The sequence below is a fragment of the Leisingera sp. NJS204 genome, assembly GCF_004123675.1.
In the GTDB taxonomy this organism is placed as follows: domain Bacteria; phylum Pseudomonadota; class Alphaproteobacteria; order Rhodobacterales; family Rhodobacteraceae; genus Leisingera.
In genome coordinates this window covers 3,361,886-3,382,639 of the sequence record NZ_CP035417.1, presented here as the reverse complement: position 1 = coordinate 3,382,639, position 20,754 = coordinate 3,361,886, and the positions used below count along the sequence as shown (strand labels likewise).

Below are 20,754 nucleotides of genomic sequence, written 5' to 3'. Positions count from 1 at the left end.
GGTGCGGTTAAACCTGAGGGCCTGCGCTCAGGCTCAGCGGCGGTTGTTCTCCCAGCAGGCGCCGTACCTTCGGGTCAATGCGGGGGCTGGCCTCAGGGTAAGCACCGGTTGCGGCAAGCGCCTCGCGGGCCGAGGTCCTTTCGCCGATCCGCACCCAGACGGTGTTTGTGGCGAAGGGCGCCTGGCCGGGGCCTGCGGAGATCCCCAGGGTCAGCCCCTGCAAGTAGGAGACCTGCTGCGGATGGGCGGGCATCAGCACTGTTTCGGACAGGTAGCCGCCGCCGCGGCGGGGCGTTTCATACATGCAGATCCGGTTGTTGCGGAGGGTGGCCATGCCGGCATAGCGGCTGCGCTGGCGAATACTGCCGTCGCGGGCAATGGCGCGCTCAAATGTATGGGTGACGGCGCAGCCGTCCTGCGGGCGCAGCCAGATCAGCGTGCGCAGAATCTGGCCGGGCCAGGTCGGGGTGCGGAAATAACCGTGGTAGACGCCCATGAAACGGCGCAGCCGCCGGGCCTGATCGCGGAACAGGCTGCCGAATTGCAAGGCCGGGGCCGACACCGCGGCGGCAGCACCCCTTTGCTGGCGAAAGTCCTGATGCGGGGTAAACAGCGCCTCCTCCTCCAGCCCGAAGTAACGCGCGATGCGGTGCAGATTGTGGGCCGAAGGCAGGCCGTGCCCGTTGAGATACCGGTTAAACTGCTGCCGGTTCATACCGATCTCGCGGCAGACCTGAGCGATGCTGCCGGTATCGGCGCACAGCCTTCGCAAATTGCGGGAAAAATCGTCGGGCATCGGTGCGGGCTTTCACGGAATGGCTGTCTGACTGCGTACACTCGCTTACATATGCGTACAAGTGATCACTTTTCTTTCGATGCCGGTTTGGCAAGAGTACCGCCAAAGGGCACCGCCCGGAACTGAGACAAGGAAGACCAAATGCCCGGCACATTCAGCATCATTGAAAACACCTGGATCACCCTGCCGGACGGGCGCAAGCTGGCGGCGCGGATGTGGATGCCCGAAGGCGAGGGGCCGTTTCCGGCAATTTTGGAGTATTTGCCCTATCGCAAGCGCGACGGCACAGCGCCCCGCGATGAAACCACGCATCCGGTTTTTGCCACCGAAGGCTATGCCTGCATCCGGGTGGATATTGCCGGCACCGGCGACAGCGAGGGCGTGTTTGACGATGAATACTCCGAGCAGGAGCTGAGCGATGGCGAGGCGGTTCTGGCCTGGATCGCAGCGCAAGACTGGTGCGATGGCAATATCGGCATGATTGGCATCAGCTGGGGCGGTTTCAACGGGTTGCAGCTGGCGTTCCGCCGCCCGGAGGCGTTGAAAGCGGTGGTCTCGGTTGCCTCGACCGTGGATCGTTATGCCGATGATATCCACTACATGGGCGGTTGTCTCCTTAGCGACAACGCCAACTGGGGCAGTCAGATGTTTGCATATCAGTCGCGCCCTGCGGATCCTGAGCTGCGCCCGGACTGGCGCGCGGATTGGATCAAGCGGATCGAAGAGATGCCTTTCATGGCCGCGGACTGGCTGCGGCAACAGACCAGGGATGGCCAGTGGAAGCATGGATCGGTCTGCGAGGACTGGCCGGCGATCCAGGCACCGGTGCTGGCAATCACCGGCTGGGCGGATGCCTATGTGAATGCGCCGCCCGCGCTGGCCGCCAATCTGACAGTGCCGGCCAAGGCGATGATCGGCCCGTGGGAGCACCGCTATGCCCATATCGCCAAGCTGGATCCGGCGGATTTCCATGGCGAGGTGCTGACCTGGTTCGGCAAATGGCTGAAGGGCGAGGAGACCGGGGCGGAAGACCTGCCGGACTACCGTGTCTACATGCAGGAGCATTTCAATCCGTCGATGCAGAACAAACCGCGTCAGGGGCGCTGGGTGGCGGAAGCCGCGTGGCCCTCACCCAATGTGCAGGAGCGGGTGATGCATCTGGGCACGGGCGTGCTGGCCGGAGAGGCTGCAAGCGGCACTCAGACAGTCAGCAGCCCGGCGACGGTCGGGCAGGCGTCGGGCTATTTCTGTCCGGGGATGCGGTTCGACAATGAACTGGCGGGCGATCAGGCAGGCGACGATGCGTTGTCTGCCTGTTTTGACAGCGCACCGCTGGCAGATCCGCTGGAGCTGCTGGGCCGGCCGCGGGTCAAGGTGGCGTTCAGCGTCGACAGGCCGGTGGCGCAGCTGGTGGCGCGGCTGTGTGATGTCTCGCCTGAAGGTGTCTCGCAACGGATCACCTTCCGGCCGCTGAACCTGACCTGCCGCAACGGGTTCGAGGCGCCGCAAAACCTGGTGCCGGGTGAGCGGTATGAAGCGGAGATCGAGTTGAATGAATGCGCGCACCGTCTGAAGGCGGGGCACGTGCTGCGGCTGGCGCTGTCGACGTCCTACTGGCCGATTGTCTGGCCCGCGCCGGAGGCAGCAAAAGTCACGCTGCATCTCGAAGCTTGCACGCTGGTGTTGCCCGAGCGGCGGGTTTCGCAAGAGATCGACCCGCAGGCCCCTGGCGCGCCGCGGGACTATCCGGTGCTGCAGGCGGAGAAGCTGCGGGCGGCTGGCGGCACCTCCAGGACCTGGACCCGGGAAGACGGCGCGCTGGTGCTGGATACCTTTGACGATTACGGCAAGGCGGTGGATCCCAGCCACGGCATGAGCGCAGGCAGCCATGTCTCCATGCATTACGAAGTGCATCCGGATGATCCGGCCACTGCAGCCTTTGCCAGCAACTGGAATTTCGAATTCGAGCGTGGCGGCTGGCAAGTTGCAATTGACACTGAAAACAAGGTGACCTGCGACCGGGAGAATTTTTACCTCTGGCGCCGGGTGACGGCCTATGAGGGCGCAAACAGGGAAGTGGTCCTGACCAAGGAATGGCAGGAAGTGATTCCGCGCGGCGTGCTGTAATCCAGGGCGGGATGCGGGCGGGTTTTCGGCAATTCGTCCGCATTTGCCTTGGTTTTGACATAGTGCGTTACCAAAAACACACAGGCCTTTAACCATTTGATTGCAAATTAAACCCTCAGCGGGCTGCCGTTGCCTTGGCCGTGCCGGATCGGCCAGTATCTTAGTTAACGAGCGGTTAACAAACAGTATTGGGGGCGAGAAAGTGCAGCTTTCCGTTGTTGTGCCCTGCTACAATGAAGAAGAGTCGGTCCCCATGCTGGTGGAGCGGCTGGTGCAGGCCATTGAACCATGGGCGCAGGACGCCGAGATCATCCTGGCGGATGACGGATCCAGCGACCAAACCTGGGCGGCGATAGAGGCGGCCCATGCCAAATACCCTGTGGTGCGCGGCATCCGCCTGTCGGCGAACCGCGGTCATCAGGTGGCGCTGACCGCGGGGCTGGAGGCTGCGCGTGGCGCGCGTGTCTTTATGCTGGACGCCGACCTGCAGGACCCGCCGGAAATCCTGCCGGACATGATGATGATGATGGACCGCGGCTATGACGTGGTTTACGGGCGCCGGGCCGAACGGCAGGGGGAGACCCTGTTCAAGAAGATCACGGCCTATGGGTTCTACCGTTTCCTGAACACGCTGTCGGATGTGGATATCCCCAAGGATACCGGCGATTTCCGTCTGGTCAGCCGCCGCGCGCTGGACGCAGTGCTGGCAATGCCCGAGCGCGCGCGGTTCATCCGCGGCATGTTTGCCTGGGCAGGCTACAAACAGATCGGGTTGGAATATGTGCGCGATGCGCGGGTTGCCGGTGTCACCAAATACCCGTTCCGGGCCATGCTGCGCTTTGCGACGGACGCGCTGACCGGGTTCTCCACCAAGCCGCTGAAAATGGCGACGCGGCTGGCGTTCCTGAGCCTTTATGTGACTTTCCTGATGGCGGTCTATGTGTTCCTGTCGCTGATCCTTCACAACACCGCGCCGGGCTGGGCGTCGATGCTGCTGGCGATTTCCTTCTTCTCGGGCATTCAGCTGCTGACGCTGGGGATCATGGGGGAATACATCGGCAGGCTCTATATGGAGAGCAAACAGCGGCCCATGTACTTTTTGTCGGAAGAAACCGGCACTGCGGCGGCGGCTGATCCGGTGAACATCGAAACGGCCCCCCGGCACAAGGAAGCGTCGTAAGGATGGCTGTTTTGGGGGGCGATTCCGGTCAGGTTCTGCGGTTCTCGATTGTGGGCGCGACGGTCGCGGGGCTTTATGTGCTGGGCTATACCGCGTTGCTGGCATCGGGGCTGGCACAGGCGTCCGCAAATGTGCTCGCCTTTGCCGTTGCTGTCGCTGTTCAATATGTACTGCAAACGGCATGGACCTTCCGCCGCCCGTTGGGCATGCCGGAGCAGATGCTGCGCTTTTCCTGCACCATCGCTGCGGGATTTGCCGTCTCGGCGCTGATCACCGGTGTGATCGGTCCGGCGTTGGGCTGGGCGGATTGGCTGTCCGCCGCTGCCGTCACGGTGATCCTGCCGGTTCAGAATTTTATCATCTTCCGCCTCTGGGTGTATGCCGCGGCTGGCTGACAATCGATCGGAGCAACTATGTCCCATATCTATTCCAACGAGTTTTACGATTACATCGACCAGGGCGCGCGATCTTCGGCGCAGGCGATGATTTCGGTGGTGCAGCCGCATCTGCAAGCGGGCAGTGTGCTGGATCTGGGCAGCGGCCGTGGCGTTTGGCTGAGCGAATGGATCAAGGCCGGTGTGATGGATGTGGCCGGCGTTGATGGCGATTATGTAGATCGCGACCGGCTGGCAATCCCGCGTGAGCAGTTTCACGCAGCTGACCTGACCAAACCCTTTGACCTGAAACGCAAGTTTGACCTGGCGCAAAGCCTGGAAGTGGGTGAGCATCTGCCCGAGGCGGCCTCGGAGCGGCTGGTGGATAGCCTGACCTGCCACGCCGACCGGGTTCTTTTCTCAGCCGCGGTGCCGGGGCAGGGAGGGGAATTTCACATCAACGAAAAGCCACTGTCATTCTGGCAGGAGATGTTTGCCGCGCGCGGCTTCTCTGCCTTTGACTTTGCCCGGCCCCAACTGAAGGACATCGACGGCGTCGAGCCTTGGTACCGCTATAACACCGTTCTATACGCCAATGCCGCTGGGCGAAGAAACCTGCCGCAGGCGGTGCTGGCTGCGGAAGTACCGGCTGGACAGAACGTGCCGCTGGCTGGCAGCCTCGGCTGGCGGATGCGGAGGGGGATCGTCTCGCTGATGCCGCAGCCAGTGGTCACCAGAATCGCCCAGGGCCGCGCTGCGGTGCTGGCCCGCCGTGCACGCCGCCTGCAGGAGGCGGCAGGATGACACTTGCCACCGCCGGCAGTACTGCTACGGGGCGACCTGCAGTGCCGCAGTTGCTGGTAACGGTAGCTGCGGTCTTTGCCTTGATGCTGTTGGCCGCGCTGTTCCAACTGCATGATCCAATGATCCGGCATGACGACTATCCGGCGCTGCTGGCGGATCCATCATTGTTCTATTCCAAAACTCTGACCGAAGGACGTTGGGTCAACTATCTGTGGCATTTGCGCGGCGTAGTGACGCCGGCCTGGGTTAACTTCCTGGCCTACCACCTGCTGTGGGCGATCTATCTGGGCTGTCTGGTGCATAATGCTTTTGGTCGGCAAGCTGAGGTCTGGCAGCGGGTGATGGTAGCGTTGATTGCCGGGCTGTGTCTGCCATCGGTGCTGATCTCTCTGTGGTTCAACACATTGCTTCCGGGGCTGGCGATTCTGGCGCTCTATGGCTGGCTTGCCACCCGGCTGAGCGAACGGGCGTGCCGCTGGCTGATGCTGGTCTTTGTTCCGGCGGCGCTGATGTCTTATACGACCTACCCGTTTTTGATCCTCGCGATGAGCCTGACCCGCGCAGACGCCGCGCGTTCGGCAAAGGATCTCGCGGGTTTGCTGATTTTGTTCATCGCCAGCTTTGCCCTTGGAATGCTGGCAATCTACGCGCTGAACTATGCCGAACACGGGGTGTTCGGCGTGCCGATGGCAGACTGGCGCAATCCCAGCCCTGCGACGGATCTGGCCTCGGCATTGAAAAATTCCAAACTGGCCGCGGATTTCCTGGTGAACCTGGTGCTGAAAGGCGGCTACAGCATCACCGGGCTGGCGCTGCTTCAGACTGCGGTGCTTGGCTGTGCCGTGTGGGCCGTGTGGAGCCGGGACAAATGGCGGGCGCTGTACATGCTGTCCGGAGCCGGGCTGGGGCTGGCGCTGATCTGCCTGCAGGTCATTCGCAGCGGCATCGACATGCCGGTGCGGTCCGGCGGGTTTCTGTGGGCATTTGGCGCAGTCTTTGTCGGCTTGTTCGCCCTTCAGCTGCGTGACGGCGGGCGGGCCCGGCTGAGCCGCAACCTGCTGTTTGGCTTCACGGCCCTGTATGTGATCTTTGCCGGGCTGACCCACTATTTCTCTACCGAATGGAACCGGTTGAGCCAGGACATGGCGGCAGAGCTGGCTGGCGGGGAGGGGACGGTTTATGTCACCGGAACCTATCTGTCCCTGGAAGCGGCCAACAAGTCGGACCTGCAAAAGGATCAGTCAGTCGAATTCCGGCTGAATTACCTGACGGGGCGGGACATCGTGATGTGCGAAAGCCGGCCTGAAGCCTGTGCCGGCCTGCCCGGGGAGCTGCGCGGCGGCTTGCTGGAGGGGCAGGGCTATGAGGTGCGCCATATTGATGGCGGTTCGGTGCTGATGCTGTCGCCCAAGGCGCTGCGGGAAGGCAAGCTGGAGGCCGCCCGGAAAAACCGCCAGGCTGACGAATAACGCCGGGCACTGGCCCGGCGTTATGTCCGGCGGTTCGGGGCTGCCTTAGAAATCAAGGCCCAGATCCAGGGTGCGCGCCGAATGGGTAAGCGCGCCGGAGGAAATGTAATCAACCCCGGTTGCAGCCACTTCGGCAATGCGGTCAAGGCGCATGTTGCCAGAGGCTTCGGTCACCACCTGGCCCTTGGCGATCTCCACAGCCTTGGCCAGGGTGGGGGTATCCATGTTGTCCAGCAGAACCACATCGGCACCGCCGGTGGCGATGACTTCGGTCAGCTGGTCCAGAGTGTCGACTTCGATTTCCACCTTCATCATGTGGCTGACGCTGGATTTGGCGGCGTCCAGAACGGCGCGCACCCCGCCAGCCGCGGCGATGTGGTTGTCCTTGATCAGGATGGCATCCGACAGGCCGAAACGGTGGTTGTAACCGCCGCCATGCAGAACCGCCTGCTTCTCGGCGATGCGCAGGCCCGGCGTGGTCTTGCGGGTGCAGGTGATGCGGGTGGCGGTGCCCTTGACCTCGGCGGCAAAGGCAGCAGTAAGGGTGGCAATACCGGTCAGCCGTCCGGCAAAGTTCAGCGCCACACGCTCGCCCGACAGGATCGAGGCGGCAGAGCCTTCGATGGTCATCAGCGTGTCGCCCTTACGGCAGGGGCTGCCGTCGGGCAGGAGCGTTTCCACCTTCAGCCCGGCATCCACCAGATGAAAGGCGATCCGGGCGATCTGCATGCCGGAGACCACGCCGTCCTCGCGGGCGTTCACCCGGGCGGTGTAGGCGGCTGTGGCCGGGATCACAGCGCGGGTGGTGATGTCGCCGTTCTGGCCCAGGTCTTCCATCAGCGCTGCGCGCACCATCGGTTCCAGGATCAAGTCGGGCAGGGTGGCGAATTGGGTGCTCATGTCGGCTCCTTCACGGCCCGGGGGCAATCCGGTCACGGATCGCCATGGCCTCGTCCAGGGTGATGCGGGTGCGGTGGGCCTGCGCAGGGTCGGCCGTGGGGAAGTCGTCGCGGAAATGACCGCCCCGGCTTTCCTTGCGCTGAAGCGCAGCGGCGGTGATCAGCGTGGCGGTAGCGCACATATTGGCGAAATTCTCGTCTGCGGCCTGCCCGGCTTCGAGCCGGGCAATGGCTGCCAGCGCCTGTTTCAGGCCTTGGGCGGTACGGCGCACGCCGGCATGCGCGGTCATGGTTTCCCGCAGGTTTTTGACCGCTGCAGCGTCCAGATTCTGTCCGCCCGGCGGGAAGCTCGGGTGGATCTCATCCACATTTACCGGGGTATCCAGCGACCCGATGTCCTGAGCTGCGTTGCGGGCATAGACCAGCGCTTCCAGCAACCCGTTAGAGGCCAGACGGTTGGCGCCATGCAGGCCGGTGGAGGACGCCTCGCCGCAGACCCAGAGGTTTTTCAGGCTGCTGCGGCCCTGCATGTCGGCCTCGACCCCGCCCATGTGGTAATGTGCGGCGACGGCAACCGGGATCGGGTTCTGCACCGGGTCGATGCCCGCACGGGCGCAGGTTTCTGCGACCGTGGGGTAGCGGGTCAGCACCTCGGCGCCGAGTGCTTCGGTTGTGTCAAGCATCGGGCGGCGGCCGCCTTGGGTTTCGGCGAAGATCGCGCGGGCAACGATGTCACGGGGGGCCAGTTCGGCGTCCGGGTGCTCAGCCAGCATGAAGCGTTCACCATCCGCGTTGATCAGCACCGCGCCTTCGCCGCGCAATGCTTCGGTCGCCAGCGGGGCCGGGTCCTCGCCGATGTCAAAGGCGGTGGGGTGGAATTGCACAAATTCCGGGTCGGCGATGCGGGCGCCGGCGCGGGCGGCAAAACCGATCACCTGGCCGCGGATGCGGGGCGGGTTGGTGGTATGGGCATAAAGCCCGCCGGAGCCGCCGCCGGCCAGCAGCACGCCGGGGCATTTGACCAGCACCGGGGCAGAAGGCGTATCGGCGCGGGTGATCCAGATGCCGGTAACGGTATTGCCTTCGGTTTCCAACCGCACTGCCTGGGTGTTTTCCAGCACCTGCACGGACGGCGCTGCGCGCACGGCAGAAATCAATGTCTGCATGATCTTGCCGCCGGCCTGGTCGCCCTTTACGCGCACCACGCGGGCGGCGGAATGGGCAGCTTCGCGGCTCATCACATAATTGCCGTCCGCATCGCGGTCAAATGGCGTGCCAAGGTCGGTCAGGTCGACGATATGCGCGCGCGCGACCCGTGTGACCATCGCGGCCACCTTAGCATCGACCGTGCCGGCGCCTGCCTGCAGAGTGTCGGCGGCGTGGGCCTCGGGCGTGTCATGATTGGCCATGGCTGCCGCAACGCCGCCCTGCGCCCAGGCAGAGCTTGCGCCCTTGCCCAAGGTTTCCGGTGAGATCACCAGAACCGGCCGCGGTGCCAGCTCAAGCGCGGCGTAGAGCGCGCCAAGACCTGCGCCGGCAATAACAATGCGGCCGGTTTCGATCACAGATCAGACGCCAAGTTTCTGGCTGAGGTCAATCATCCGCTGAACCGCCACACGGGCCTTTTCGGCCACAACTTCATCGACCACGACCGGCTCGGACATGGTGTGCAAAGACCAGAGGATTTTCTCCAGCGTGATCTTCTTCATGTAAGGGCACATGTTGCAGGGGCCGACAAAATCCACCTCGGGCAGCTGATCGGCGATGTTCGAGGCCATCGAACATTCAGTGATCAGCATCGCCTTTTCCGGCTTTTCATCAGTCACGTATTTAAGAATGCCGCTGGTGGAGCCTGAGAAATCGGCCTCGTTCACCACATCGGGCGGGCATTCCGGGTGGGCGATCAGCCGCGTGCCGGGATTCCATTCGCGGAAATCGCGAAGATCCTGGGCGGTGTATTGCTCGTGCACGATGCAGGAGCCTTCCCACCAGACCACGTTTTTCTGCGGCACCTGTTTGGCGACGTTCTGGGCCAGATACTGGTCCGGTGTCATGATCACGGTGTGGCTGTCTTGCGCCGCGACGATCTGTGCCGCGTTCGACGAGGTGCAGCAGATGTCAGATGCGGCTTTCACCTCAGCTGTTGTGTTCACGTAGGACACGACCGGTGCGCCGGGGTATTTGGCGCGCATTTGTTCGATGCCCTCGGCGGTGATTGATTCCGCCAGCGAGCAGCCGGCCTCCATGTCGGGAATCAGCACCGTCTTGTCCGGGCTGAGAATCTTGGAGGTCTCAGCCATGAAATGCACGCCGCACTGGACGATCACATCGGCCTCGACGTTTGCCGCCTCGATCGCCAGCTGCAGGCTGTCGCCAACCACGTCCGATACGCCGTGATAGATCTCGGGCGTCATGTAGTTATGCGCCAGGATCACCGCATTGCGCTGCTTTTTCAGCTCAAGGATGGCTGCAACATAGGGCGCATGGGCGACCCATTCGATGGGGTTCACCACACGGTTCATCCGCGCGTATACATCCGTCATCTTTTCGGCAAGGGCAGGATTGGGCGCCAGATCATACTGGCTGGCGAGTTGATCCCGCATGGATTGCAGGTCGAACATGGCAAGTCCTCAAAGTTGCGTCCAAGGGGACACTTTGGACGGGGGTTGTTTCATGTTCATTTGGCGCACGCAAGCACGCGAGAAGGCTTTTGCAGCCAAAAGCGGTGATTTGGCGCTAACAGGCGGCATCTTCGGGAAGCCGTTACTTCTCAAATGGGTATCGGGGGCAGAATTTTCCAGCCGGATTGCCGTTTTTGGCTGTCCCGGCGTCTGCTCCTGTGATTTGGAGCCGCGCAAAGCCATGTTAGACCGGGCCGGCAGTTGGCCTTTGGGAGAGTGACCGGACGCGATGAATGATCTGTGGGCAGGACTGAGCCAGGCCTTTTGGCTGCTGGCGGCGCTGGACGCGGATCTGGTGGAAATCACCCTGCGCTCGCTGCGGGTGACGCTGACTGCGCTGGCGATTGCCTGTGCCATTGCGCTGCCCTTGGCGGCGTTTCTGGCGGTGCGCCGGTTCCGGCTGCGCCGGGCCACAATTGCGGTGCTGAATGCGCTGATGGGGCTTCCGCCGGTGGTGGTGGGGCTGGTGGTCTATGTGTTCCTGTCGCGGGCCGGACCGTTTGGCGTGTTTGGCCTGCTGTTCACGCCCACAGCGATGATCATCGCGCAGGTGATCATTGTTGTGCCCTTGGTAGCCTCGATTGCGCATCAGTCATTGCGGGAACTTTGGAGCGATTACCATGATCTGCTGATCTCGATGAACGCAACCCAGCTGCAGCGCATTCGGGCGCTGTTGTGGGACGGGCGCCGGGCGCTGCTGACTGCGGCGCTGGCGGGTTTTGGCCGCGCCATCGGCGAAGTCGGGGCAATCATGGTGGTCGGCGGCAACATCGACCATGCCACCCGGGTGCTGACAACAGCGATTGCGCTGGAAACCGGCAAGGGCGAGTTTGCCATGGCGCTGGGGCTGGGGTTTGTGCTGATCGCGCTGGCTATTGCAGTCAATCTGGCGATCCACTGGCTGGGCCGGACGGAGAGCGAGGGGCGCTGGTGATGCAGATGTTCCCGCTGGTGGCCAAGGGCGCCATGGTGCGCCGCCGCAGCAAGGTTCTGGTCGGGCCGGTTGATCTGACGCTGGGCGGGCAGGGTACCTCGATTGTGGTGGGTCCCAATGGGGCGGGCAAAACGACGCTGCTGAAGATGCTGCATGGCATAGTGCGGATGAACGGCGGCAGCCTGGACTGGGCCTGCCCGCTGGAAGAGGCGCAAAAGCACCAGGCCTTTGTGTTCCAGACCCCGGTGATGATGCGGCGCTCGGTGATCGAGAACATCGCCTATCCGTTGCGGTTGACCGGCCTGGCCCGCAAAGAAGCGCGTGCACGGGCGGCGGATTGGGCCGGGCGGGTGGGGCTGGGGGCAATCCTGGAGCGCCAGGCAACTATGCTGTCCGGCGGTGAGCGGCAGAAGCTGGCTCTTGCGCGCGCTCTGGTGCGTGAGCCGCAGGTCCTGTTCCTGGATGAGCCCTGCGCGGCGCTGGACGGCCGCGCCACCCGCGAGATCGAGGATATTCTGGCCCATGCATCGGAAAGCGGCACGCGGCTGGTGATGTCCACCCACAATATGGGCCAGGCCCGGCGGCTGGCGGATGAGGTGATCTTTGTCCTGCAGGGCCGCATTCATGAATTCAGCCCGGCAAAAGATTTCTTTGCCGGACCCGGAACCCCTCAGGGACGCGCATTTCTGAACGGAGATATTGTAGAATGAAACATCTGATTATTGGTGCGGTTGCCTCAATGGCAATGGCCACGGCAGTGCTTGCGGAAGAGATGAAGATGGCGGTGACCACTTCCTTCCACAATTCCGGCCTGGCCGGGATCCTGCTGCCGGAGATCAAGAACGATCTTGGTCTGGATCTGCAGCTTTTGGTTGTTGGTACCGGTCAGGCGCTCAGGCTGGGCGAAGCCGGTGACGTCGATGCGATTCTGGTGCATTCCAAGACGGCTGAGGGAAAGTTCCTGGCTGGCGGGTACGGCACCCACCGCCGCGAGATCATGTATAATGATTTTGTCTTCATTGGTCCAAAGGCGGATCCGGCCGGCGTGTCCGGTGCCGCGGATGCTGCAAGCGCGCTGCAGAAGATTGCAGGCGCTGAAACCGCCTTTGTCAGCCGCGGGGACGACAGCGGCACCCACAAGAAAGAGCTGAGCCTGTGGGCATCGGCCAGCCTTGATCCTAAGGATTTCGGCGACTGGTACCGCGCGGTTGGTGCGGGGATGGGGGCTGCTCTGAATACGGCGTCAGGCATGGACGGTTACATCATGTCGGACCGTGCAAGCTGGCTCAACTTTGGCAACAAAGGTGGCTTGGCGCTGCTGTTTTCAGGCGATCCGGTGCTGTTCAACCAATACGCCTATATCCCGGTGAACCCGGAAAAACATGGTCACGTGAAGAACAGCCTGGCGGTGCAATTGGAGGCTTGGCTGGTTTCGGACAAAGCACAAGAGCTGATCAACGGGTATCAGATCAATGGCGAGACGCTGTTTGTGTTCAACGCCAAACAATAGCGGTTTTTGATCTGCACGCTAAACCTCTGCTGTCAGCGGGGGCCTGTTCCATTGCGGTGGTACTCCCGCCCGTTCCGGGTATCAAAGATACCCTGCAATGGTTGGGCGTGGCAGCCGTGCTGCGCACGGCAGGGGGCGTTGCAATTGAACAAACTGCAATTGAGGTCGAAGTGGTTGCGCGCCGCGCGTCAGCGCGGCGCGCGGCCCAACTGAGAGGTGCATTTTCAAAATGCGCCGGAACAGGCGGGAGCTTTTTGCTTCAGGTCTCGCCGCCGACGGTCAAGGTGACCCGATCGCCGGCAAACCAGGTTCGGCCAAACTCGACGGGGCGGTTCTCAGGATCTGTATTGATGCCGGTGGTGCGCAGGATCGGGCTGCCTTCGGCTATCTTCAGATGCAGGGCCTGGGTCGCGTTGGCGAGTTTGGCCGTGATCCGGGTTTCGGCGCGGGTGTAGTCCTCAACACCCTGTTCTTGCAATGCCGCCGTGACCGAGCGCAGGTCTTTCAATGCGTTCAGAATCCCCGGAAACCGGTCCGCGGGAAAGATGCTTTGAAACAGGGCAATGGGCTGGCCGTCAGCAAGGGACAGGCCGTCATAGACATGCACCTGGGCGCCGGGATCCAGCTGCAGCGCATTGGCTTCACGGGGCGCCGCGGCGCGGGTCTCCAGCATCAGGATCTGTTTGGCAGGGCTGCGCCCCTCGCGAGTCAGGTTCTGGTGAAAGCGCACCCGCTTGCCGATTGGATAATCCGTCGGCTTGGCCGCCACGAACACACCGGCGCCGCGGCGCGCATGCACCAGGCCCTGTTCCGCCATATCGGCTAACGCCCGGCGCACAGTGTGGCGGTTCACCCCGAAACGGGCCGACAGCTGCGCCTCGGCGGGCAGCTTGCCGCCGGTCTCGTAGCGGCCCTGTGCGATGTCGTCTGTCAGGGCAATGGCGATGGACTTCCAAACGGGGGTGCGGGCCATGTCATGTAACTTTCACAAGTCTTGGATTGCGTCGGCAGGGGCGACTCAGATAGCATTTGTCTAGTTGTATAGCTTATATAGACAACCTGGCCAAGAGGCTTAGACAAATGAACAAAGAATTTTCCACAGAAGACCGCAAGGGCTGGATGAGCTTGCTGGCCTCTGCTGACGAGGTCCGGCTCGCTGAGCTGTGGCAAGAATACGGGGCCGATCCCGCCTGTGAATGGCTGCGCGCGCCGGAGGCAGGCGGCGTTATGGTCCGGGGCCGGATTGGCGGGGTCGGCGCCTCGTTCAATCTGGGTGAGATGACCATCACCCGCTGTGCGCTGTCGTTGGAGGACGGAACGGTTGGTCACGGCTATGTGCAGGGCCGCAGCAAGGCAAAGGCCGGAATGGCCGCCAAGATCGACGCGTTGATGCAGACCGGTACGGCGGCGGGCCTGCGTACTGCAGTGCTGGAACCGCTGGCCGCCGAACGCAAGGCCTGCAAGACGGCCCGGGCCGCCAAGGCTGCGGCAACCAAGGTTGAGTTTTTTACAATGGTGCGGGGGGAAGACTGATGCCTCGGCAGTCTCAGAATATGGCCTATGCCGGCGGGTTCAGCAATCCGCCGGTGGTGTCGGCCCAAGCGTTTCGCGCAGCGATGAATGCGATGGCACGTCCCGGCCGGATCGAAGATATCACCGGCGCCATACCGCCCGGCGGGATATCGGTTGCTGCTGGCAGCCTGCTGCTGACACTGTGCGATCCGGAAACCGGTGTCTATCTGGCCCCGGACGTGGACAGCGAAGCCTTGCGCTGCTGGCTGTCATTTCACACCGGCGCGCCTATCGTGGCGGCGGAACAGGCGGATTTTGTCCTTGGCAGCTGGGCTGCGCTGATGCCGCTCGACCGCTTCCGCATCGGGACGCCGGAGTATCCGGATCGCTCTGCCACCCTGATTGTGGAAGTGCCGGCGTTCGGCGCGCCCAATGCCGTCCTGTCCGGACCCGGCATCAAGGACACCGCAAAGATGGCGCTGCCTGAGCTGGAAGCCTTGCAGAACAACGCGATGCTTTACCCGCTGGGGGTGGATTTCTTTTTCACCTGCGGGGCGCAATTGGCTGCGCTGCCCCGGTCCACCCAAATCAACGCGGAGACCTGAACGATGTATGTTGCAGTAAAAGGCGGCGAGCGGGCGATTGACAACGCCCACGCCTGGCTTGCCGAAGAGCGCCGCGGTGATAGGGATGTGGCGGAGCTGTCTCTTGCCCAGATCCGCGAACAGCTAAGTTTGGCGGTGAACCGGGTGATGGCGGAAGGGTCTCTTTATGATCCGGACCTGGCGGCGCTGGCGATCAAACAATCGCGCGGCGACCTGATTGAGGCGATCTTTTTAATCCGCGCTTACCGCACCACCTTACCGCGCTTCGGCTATACGCTGCCGGTGGAAACCGGCGGGATGGCCTGCGACCGCCGGATTTCCGCGACCTTCAAGGATGCACCGGGGGGCCAGGTGCTGGGGCCGACGTTTGACTATACACACCGCCTTCTGGATTTCAAACTGGCCGCAGACGGCGAGGTGCCCGAAGCGCCGGTTGCGGAACCGCGCATGGAAGAAACGCCGCATATCACCGGATTTCTGCAAGGCGAGGACATTATCGAGCGTGAGCCGTCCTCGGACGCTGCGCCGGGGGATCTGACCCGTGAGCCGATGTCCTTCCCGGCGAACAGATCGGTGCGGCTGCAGTCGCTGACCCGCGGGGATGAGGGCTTTATCCTTGGCATGGCGTACTCCACCCAGCGCGGCTATGCCCGCAACCACGCCTTTGTAGGTGAGCTGCGCATCGGCACGGTGCCGGTGGAGATGGAAATCCCGGAGTTGGGCTTTGCCATCGAGATCGGCGAGGTGGAGCTGACCGAATGCGAAACGGTGAACCAGTTCAAGGGTTCCAAGACGGTGCCACCGCAGTTCACCCGCGGCTATGGCCTGGTGTTCGGGCAGTCAGAACGCAAGTCCATCGCCATGGCGCTGGTTGACCGCGCGCTGCGCTGGAAGGAACTGGGCGAGGACAACGTCGGCGCGCCTGCGCAGGATGAGGAATTTGTCCTGAGCCATGCCGACAACATCCAGGCTACCGGTTTTCTGGAGCACATCAAGCTGCCCCACTACGTGGATTTCCAGTCCGAACTGGAACTTGTCCGCAAACTGCGCCGGGAAGCGGCGGAACTGGCAGAGACGCTGGCGGCACGGGAGGCTGCGGAATGAACGACTACAACTTTGCATATCTGGATGAGCAGACCAAGCGGATGATCCGCCGGGCAATCCTCAAAGGGCTGGCGGTGCCGGGCTATCAGGTGCCTTTTGCCAGCCGTGAGATGCCGATGCCCTATGGCTGGGGTACAGGCGGTGTGCAGGTCTCGGCAGCCACGCTGACGCCGGATGACACGCTGAAAGTGATCGACCAAGGGGCCGACGACACCACCAACGCGGTGTCGATTCGCAAGTTCTTTGAAAAGACTGCGGGTGTTGAAACCACCGAGGAAACCGAGAAGGCCAGCATCATCCAGACCCGTCACCGGATCCCCGAGGCGGAGCTGACCGAAGATCAGATCCTTGTCTATCAGGTGCCGATCCCGGAGCCGCTTCGGTTTCTGGAGCCGCGGGAAACAGAAACCCGCAAAATGCATGCCTTGCAGGAATACGGGCTGATGCATGTGAAACTGTATGAGGACATCAGCCAGCACGGTGCAATTGCCACCGCCTATGCCTATCCGGTGAAGGTCGAAGGGCGCTATGTGATGGATCCCTCGCCGATCCCGAAGTTCGACAACCCCAAGATGGAAATGGCGGCGATCCAGCTGTTCGGCGCAGGCCGGGAACAGCGCATTTATGCAGTGCCGCCCTATACCAAAGTCGTCTCGCTGGATTTTGAGGACTACCCGTTTGAAGCCAGCAAAGCGGATCACGCTTGCGATCTATGCGCGGCGGAAGACAGCTATTTGGACGAGGTGATCCTGGATGATGCGGGCAGCCGGATGTTTGTCTGTTCCGACACTGATTACTGCCGCTCGCGGCGCGGCGCAGGCCATACTGGCCGCCTGGGTGAGGAGGCAGCGCAATGATACCTTTGCTGCAAGTGAAAAACGTTGCCAAAATGTATGGCGCACGGATCGGCTGCACGGATGTGAGCTTTGATCTCTACCCCGGCGAGGTGATGGGGATCGTGGGTGAAAGCGGCTCGGGCAAGTCGACGCTGCTGAACAGTCTGGCGGGCCATCTGACGCCGGACCGGGGAGAGGTGATCTTTGACACCCGCGGTGATGGTCCTGTGGATACCGTCACCATGTCCGAGCCGGAACGCCGGATGCTCAGCCGCACTGACTGGGCGTTTGTGCATCAGCACGCCCGCGACGGGCTGCGCATGTCCGTCAGTGCCGGCGGTAACATCGGCGAACGGCTGATGGCAGTCGGGGACCGCCATTATGGCGCGATCCGGGAACGCGCTGCGGACTGGCTGGGCCGGGTGGAGATTTCCGGCAACCGCATTGATGACCGTCCGTCAGCCTTTTCCGGCGGCATGCAGCAGCGGCTGCAGATCGCCCGTAATCTGGTAACCGGCCCACGGCTGGTGTTCATGGATGAACCGACCGGCGGCCTTGATGTCTCGGTCCAGGCGCGATTGCTGGATCTGCTGCGGGGGCTGGTTCGCGAAATGGGGCTGAGCGCCATCATCGTCACCCACGACCTGGCGGTGGTGCGTCTTTTGGCGGACCGGCTGATGGTGATGAAGGACGGCCATGTGGTTGAAACCGGGCTGACTGATCAGGTGCTGGATGATCCCCAGCATGGCTATACCCAGCTGCTGGTCTCCAGCGTGCTGCAAGTCTGAGGACAGGGTGATGATTGAACTGAATAAGGTAAGCAAAAGCTTTACCCTGCACAATCAGGGCGGCGCAGTGATCCCGGTGATGGAAAACGCCACGCTGCGTGTAAAGCCGGGTGAGTGCGTTGGCCTGACCGGCGCGTCCGGGGCGGGTAAGTCCACCCTGATGCGGGTGATATACGGCAACTATCTGGCAGCGTCCGGCAGTGTGATGGTCGGCGGGCTGGATGTCGCCAAAGCCGCGCCGCGTGAGATTCTGGCGTTGCGCCGCGAGACCTTGGGATATGTCAGCCAGTTCCTGCGCGTGGTGCCGCGGGTTCCGGCACTGGATGTGGTGGCTGAGCCGCTGCTTGCGGTTGGCACGCCAATAGAACAGGCGCGTGATACGGCGGCCTCGCTGCTGGCGCAGCTGAACATTCCGGAACGGCTGTGGAGCCTTAGCCCGACCACATTTTCGGGCGGGGAGCAGCAGCGGGTGAATATCGCCCGCGGTTTTGCCTATGGCTATCCGGCGCTGCTGCTGGATGAGCCGACAGCGAGCCTTGATGCGAGGAACCGCGCCATCGTGCTGGGTTTGATAGAAAGTGCCAAGGCGCGCGGGGCGGCGATCATCGGCATTTTTCATGATGAGACGGCGCGCCAGCAGGTTTGCGACCGGTTCGTGGATGTGTCGGGCTTTGCGCCCCAGGCCGCGGCATGAGTGCGCCTTCTGAAAAGGGACCCGTCATCGCGGTGGTCGGGCCATCGGGGGTGGGCAAGGATAGTCTGATGTCTGCCCTGGCGGTATCCGGCCCGCAGCTGCGGCTGATGCGGCGGGTTATTACCCGCGCGCCAGAGGCGGGCGGAGAGGACTATCAGGCGGTTACGGAACCTGAGTTTTCTGCGCTGGCAGAAAATGGGGTCTTTGCCCTGCACTGGCGGGCACACGGGCTGCACTATGGCATTCCACGCGACATTGAAATGCTGCGGGAAGGATCGGGCGGCGTGCTGGTGAACCTTTCGCGTTCCGTGCTGCTGAAGGCACAGGACGTGTTCGGGGATTTCATCGTGCTGTCAGTGACTGCCGCGCCGGAGGTTCTGGCCGACCGTCTGCTGGCACGCGGGCGGGAAGATGCGCAAGAGGTGCGGCGCCGTCTGACGCGCGCCGCCAATCCGCTGCCTGAGGGGCTGGCCCGTGTGCATGAGATTGACAACAGCGGTGCGCTCAGCGCGGCCGTGCAGGCCGCGCTGAGCGCCATTCAGCCGGAAAGGGCGTAGCGATGGATCAGGTGGAACCGGCCGTCCGCTGCTTCGCCCACCAGCGCCAGATCCCGGATCACGAAGGGAGCAGGCAGCAGCGGGAGGAGATGCGTGTCGAGCGCGTCCTGCACCGCGGGCAGCTGCGGCTTGGGCAGCTTGCCGGTCAAGGTGATGTGAAAACGGAACTGGTCCAGAACATAAGGGTAGCCCCAGCGGCTGAGGTTTGCGTCCTGCTCCGGGGGCAGCCCCGCGCCGCGGCGGCGCTCCAGCTCAGCCTCAGAGGCAGGCGCGCGGAACCGGTCAAGCTCTGTCACGCAGGCGGCGGCCAGCGCCTTCAGCGCGGTATCGTCTCCGGCAGGGCGCAGGGCCAGGAAACGGCCCAGCCGCGCCAGTTGCAGACCGTCCAGCGTGACCGGTTTATGCGTGGCGGCCAGCGCCGCGCAGGCGTCTTCAAGCGCCGAACGGGTCTGCCCCTCGGCGAGGCGCATCGGCGGCTTCAGGGTGGCGTGCAGCCCGTATGTGCGCGGCACATCGGTGATTGCCGCCACATCCAGCCCGTGAACCTGCGGGTGAGGCAAGTCCAGACCCGCTTCCATGTCCCAGCCCAGCCAGCCGGCGGCAAACCGGCTCCATGCTGCCCCGGCAGGCGGGGCGTAATAGATCGCGTATCGCGTGAATGTCACATTGGCCTCCTAAACGTGGCCTTCCATAGCTCGAAAGATGTGAAGTTCAGATGACAGAAGATTTAATCCTTGCCAATGCCACACTGGTGCTGCCGGGCGAGACCCGGACAGGCAGTGTTAAGGTCACCGGCGGTGAAATCACTGATATTGCCGAAGGGGCTTCGATTCCGGCAGGCGCAATTGACTGCGAGGGCGACTGCGTCTGCCCGGGGCTGGTGGAGTTGCATACCGATAATCTGGAACGCCACATCCAGCCCCGGCCCAAGGTGGACTGGCCGCATGCCAGCGCCATCATCGCCCATGATGCGGAACTGGCGGGCACTGGGATCACCACGGTGTTTGATGCCATGCGCGTGGGGTCGATCAGCCGCAGGGAAAGCCGCTATGGCGCCTATGCCCGCGGACTGGCGAGCGAGCTTCTGGAGCTGCGGGCGGCAGGCGCGCTGAAGATCTCGCATTTTCTGCATCTGCGGGCCGAAGTTTGCAGTGATACTCTGGTAGATGAATTGAATGCATTTGGAGATGCGGACCGTGTAGGGCTGGTTTCGCTGATGGATCACACGCCGGGTCAGCGGCAATTTCGCGATCTCGCAAAGCTTGAGCAATATGTGAAGGGAAAGCATGGGTTTGATGATGCGGCTTTTCAGGCCCATGTCGCGCATCTGAAAGGGCTGCGCGAAACCTACGGCGACGTGCATGAAGCTGAGGCTGTGAAAGCCGCCAGGCGGTTCGGTTCGGTGCTGGCCAGTCATGACGATACCACCGCGGGTCAAGTGGCTGTTTCAGCCCGTCATGGCATCAGCCTGGCGGAATTTCCGACAACGGTAGAGGCGGCGCAGGCCTGTCATACGAATGGGATCAAAGTCATGATGGGGGCGCCGAACCTGATCCGCGGCGGCTCGCATTCCGGCAATGTGGCGGCGCATGAGCTGGCGGAGCTGGAGCTGCTGGACATTCTTTCGTCAGACTATGTCCCTGCGGCATTGCTGATGGCGGCAGTACAGCTGGGCGATCTGTGGGGCGACATGGCGCGCGGCCTGGGCACGGTAACCCATGCGCCGGCCGATGCAGTTGCGCTGAGTGATCGCGGGCGGTTGGAAACCGGTCAGCGCGCGGATCTGATCCGGTTCCGGCTGAAAGCCGGCGCGCCGGTCCTGCGCGGGGTCTGGTCGCGCGGGGAGCGTGTGGCCTGAGCGGCCCAGAATCCGGAAGCGGGAGG

The 20,754-nt window shown here is 62.8% G+C and carries 22 protein-coding genes; 16 read left to right on the top strand and 6 right to left on the bottom strand.

Going from position 1 to position 20,754, the window contains the following annotated elements; translation table 11 throughout:
• Nucleotides 1-7: 7 nt before the first annotated feature.
• Entirely contained in the window at nucleotides 8-796 is a 789-nt protein-coding gene (locus ETW24_RS16435; RefSeq protein ID WP_129372051.1) for a helix-turn-helix transcriptional regulator, read from the bottom strand.
• 141 nt (nucleotides 797-937) lie between these two features.
• On the opposite strand from ETW24_RS16435, the gene ETW24_RS16430 reads away from it, so the two are divergent.
• The 5 genes from ETW24_RS16430 (at nucleotide 938) to ETW24_RS16410 (ending at nucleotide 6,750) form a co-directional block, all read left to right on the top strand.
• Nucleotides 938-2,923 carry a CocE/NonD family hydrolase gene (locus ETW24_RS16430; RefSeq protein ID WP_129372050.1) on the top strand — a complete coding sequence of 662 codons (1,986 nt, stop codon included), beginning with the start codon at nucleotides 938-940 and terminating at the stop codon, nucleotides 2,921-2,923.
• Between the two features lie 202 nt (nucleotides 2,924-3,125).
• Nucleotides 3,126-4,103 (top strand): glycosyltransferase family 2 protein, encoded by a 978-nt coding sequence (locus ETW24_RS16425; RefSeq protein ID WP_129372049.1) that lies wholly within the window; start codon nucleotides 3,126-3,128, stop codon nucleotides 4,101-4,103.
• A gap of 2 nt (nucleotides 4,104-4,105) precedes the next feature.
• On the top strand, nucleotides 4,106-4,498 hold the full coding sequence (locus ETW24_RS16420) for a GtrA family protein (RefSeq protein ID WP_129372048.1): 393 nt from the start codon (nucleotides 4,106-4,108) through the stop codon (nucleotides 4,496-4,498).
• An 18-nt stretch (nucleotides 4,499-4,516) separates the two neighbouring features.
• Nucleotides 4,517-5,281 (top strand): methyltransferase domain-containing protein, encoded by a 765-nt coding sequence (locus ETW24_RS16415; protein WP_129372047.1) that lies wholly within the window; start codon nucleotides 4,517-4,519, stop codon nucleotides 5,279-5,281.
• The gene (locus ETW24_RS16410) at nucleotides 5,278-6,750 is read left to right on the top strand and encodes a hypothetical protein (RefSeq protein ID WP_129372046.1); all 1,473 of its coding nucleotides are present in this window, start codon (nucleotides 5,278-5,280) and stop codon (nucleotides 6,748-6,750) included. Before ETW24_RS16415 ends, ETW24_RS16410 begins: the two co-directional genes overlap by 4 nt.
• 45 nt (nucleotides 6,751-6,795) lie before the next feature.
• Here ETW24_RS16410 and nadC read toward each other — a convergent pair whose 3' ends face one another.
• The 3 genes from nadC to nadA are packed head-to-tail and all read right to left on the bottom strand — an operon-like array spanning nucleotide 6,796 to nucleotide 10,270.
• Nucleotides 6,796-7,650, bottom strand: a complete 855-nt coding sequence (gene nadC / locus ETW24_RS16405; protein ID WP_129372045.1) for a carboxylating nicotinate-nucleotide diphosphorylase — start codon at nucleotides 7,648-7,650, stop codon at nucleotides 6,796-6,798.
• Nucleotides 7,651-7,660: 10 nt separating this feature from the next.
• Nucleotides 7,661-9,214: an L-aspartate oxidase gene (locus ETW24_RS16400; RefSeq protein ID WP_129372044.1), complete on the bottom strand. Its 1,554-nt coding sequence runs from the start codon at nucleotides 9,212-9,214 to the stop codon at nucleotides 7,661-7,663.
• 3 nt (nucleotides 9,215-9,217) lie between these two features.
• Entirely contained in the window at nucleotides 9,218-10,270 is a 1,053-nt protein-coding gene (gene nadA / locus ETW24_RS16395; RefSeq protein ID WP_129372043.1) for a quinolinate synthase NadA, read from the bottom strand.
• 289 nt (nucleotides 10,271-10,559) lie between these two features.
• Between nadA and ETW24_RS16390 the strand changes: the two genes are divergently transcribed.
• The 3 genes from ETW24_RS16390 to ETW24_RS16380 are packed head-to-tail and all read left to right on the top strand — an operon-like array spanning nucleotide 10,560 to nucleotide 12,774.
• On the top strand, nucleotides 10,560-11,264 hold the full coding sequence (locus ETW24_RS16390; protein ID WP_129372042.1) for an ABC transporter permease: 705 nt from the start codon (nucleotides 10,560-10,562) through the stop codon (nucleotides 11,262-11,264).
• Complete coding sequence (locus ETW24_RS16385) at nucleotides 11,264-11,974, top strand: ATP-binding cassette domain-containing protein (RefSeq protein ID WP_129372041.1); 711 nt, start codon at nucleotides 11,264-11,266, stop codon at nucleotides 11,972-11,974. The genes ETW24_RS16390 and ETW24_RS16385 overlap by 1 nt, the downstream gene beginning before the upstream one ends.
• On the top strand, nucleotides 11,971-12,774 hold the full coding sequence (locus ETW24_RS16380) for a substrate-binding domain-containing protein (RefSeq protein ID WP_129372040.1): 804 nt from the start codon (nucleotides 11,971-11,973) through the stop codon (nucleotides 12,772-12,774). The genes ETW24_RS16385 and ETW24_RS16380 overlap by 4 nt, the downstream gene beginning before the upstream one ends.
• A 259-nt stretch (nucleotides 12,775-13,033) precedes the next feature.
• Here ETW24_RS16380 and phnF read toward each other — a convergent pair whose 3' ends face one another.
• Entirely contained in the window at nucleotides 13,034-13,747 is a 714-nt protein-coding gene (phnF, locus tag ETW24_RS16375; RefSeq protein WP_129372039.1) for a phosphonate metabolism transcriptional regulator PhnF, read from the bottom strand.
• Between the two features lie 107 nt (nucleotides 13,748-13,854).
• Between phnF and phnG the strand changes: the two genes are divergently transcribed.
• The 7 genes from phnG to phnN are packed head-to-tail and all read left to right on the top strand — an operon-like array spanning nucleotide 13,855 to nucleotide 18,870.
• A complete protein-coding gene (phnG, locus tag ETW24_RS16370; protein WP_129372038.1) occupies nucleotides 13,855-14,307 on the top strand; it encodes a phosphonate C-P lyase system protein PhnG in 453 nt (150 codons plus the stop codon).
• Nucleotides 14,307-14,891: a phosphonate C-P lyase system protein PhnH gene (gene phnH, locus ETW24_RS16365; protein ID WP_129372037.1), complete on the top strand. Its 585-nt coding sequence runs from the start codon at nucleotides 14,307-14,309 to the stop codon at nucleotides 14,889-14,891. The genes phnG and phnH overlap by 1 nt, the downstream gene beginning before the upstream one ends.
• A gap of 3 nt (nucleotides 14,892-14,894) precedes the next feature.
• Nucleotides 14,895-15,995: a carbon-phosphorus lyase complex subunit PhnI gene (locus ETW24_RS16360; RefSeq protein ID WP_129372036.1), complete on the top strand. Its 1,101-nt coding sequence runs from the start codon at nucleotides 14,895-14,897 to the stop codon at nucleotides 15,993-15,995.
• Nucleotides 15,992-16,852 (top strand): alpha-D-ribose 1-methylphosphonate 5-phosphate C-P-lyase PhnJ, encoded by an 861-nt coding sequence (locus tag ETW24_RS16355; protein WP_129372035.1) that lies wholly within the window; start codon nucleotides 15,992-15,994, stop codon nucleotides 16,850-16,852. The genes ETW24_RS16360 and ETW24_RS16355 overlap by 4 nt, the downstream gene beginning before the upstream one ends.
• The gene (gene phnK, locus ETW24_RS16350) at nucleotides 16,849-17,619 is read left to right on the top strand and encodes a phosphonate C-P lyase system protein PhnK (RefSeq protein ID WP_129372034.1); all 771 of its coding nucleotides are present in this window, start codon (nucleotides 16,849-16,851) and stop codon (nucleotides 17,617-17,619) included. The genes ETW24_RS16355 and phnK overlap by 4 nt, the downstream gene beginning before the upstream one ends.
• 10 nt (nucleotides 17,620-17,629) lie before the next feature.
• Nucleotides 17,630-18,313, top strand: coding sequence for a phosphonate C-P lyase system protein PhnL (phnL, locus tag ETW24_RS16345; protein ID WP_129372033.1), 684 nt, complete (start codon nucleotides 17,630-17,632; stop codon nucleotides 18,311-18,313).
• On the top strand, nucleotides 18,310-18,870 hold the full coding sequence (phnN, locus tag ETW24_RS16340; protein ID WP_129372032.1) for a phosphonate metabolism protein/1,5-bisphosphokinase (PRPP-forming) PhnN: 561 nt from the start codon (nucleotides 18,310-18,312) through the stop codon (nucleotides 18,868-18,870). Before phnL ends, phnN begins: the two co-directional genes overlap by 4 nt.
• Here phnN and ETW24_RS16335 read toward each other — a convergent pair.
• Nucleotides 18,852-19,535: a DUF1045 domain-containing protein gene (locus ETW24_RS16335; protein ID WP_129372031.1), complete on the bottom strand. Its 684-nt coding sequence runs from the start codon at nucleotides 19,533-19,535 to the stop codon at nucleotides 18,852-18,854. The genes phnN and ETW24_RS16335 overlap by 19 nt on opposite strands.
• 50 nt (nucleotides 19,536-19,585) lie before the next feature.
• Between ETW24_RS16335 and ETW24_RS16330 the strand changes: the two genes are divergently transcribed.
• Entirely contained in the window at nucleotides 19,586-20,728 is a 1,143-nt protein-coding gene (locus tag ETW24_RS16330) for an alpha-D-ribose 1-methylphosphonate 5-triphosphate diphosphatase (RefSeq protein WP_129372030.1), read from the top strand.
• Nucleotides 20,729-20,754: the final 26 nt, after the last annotated feature.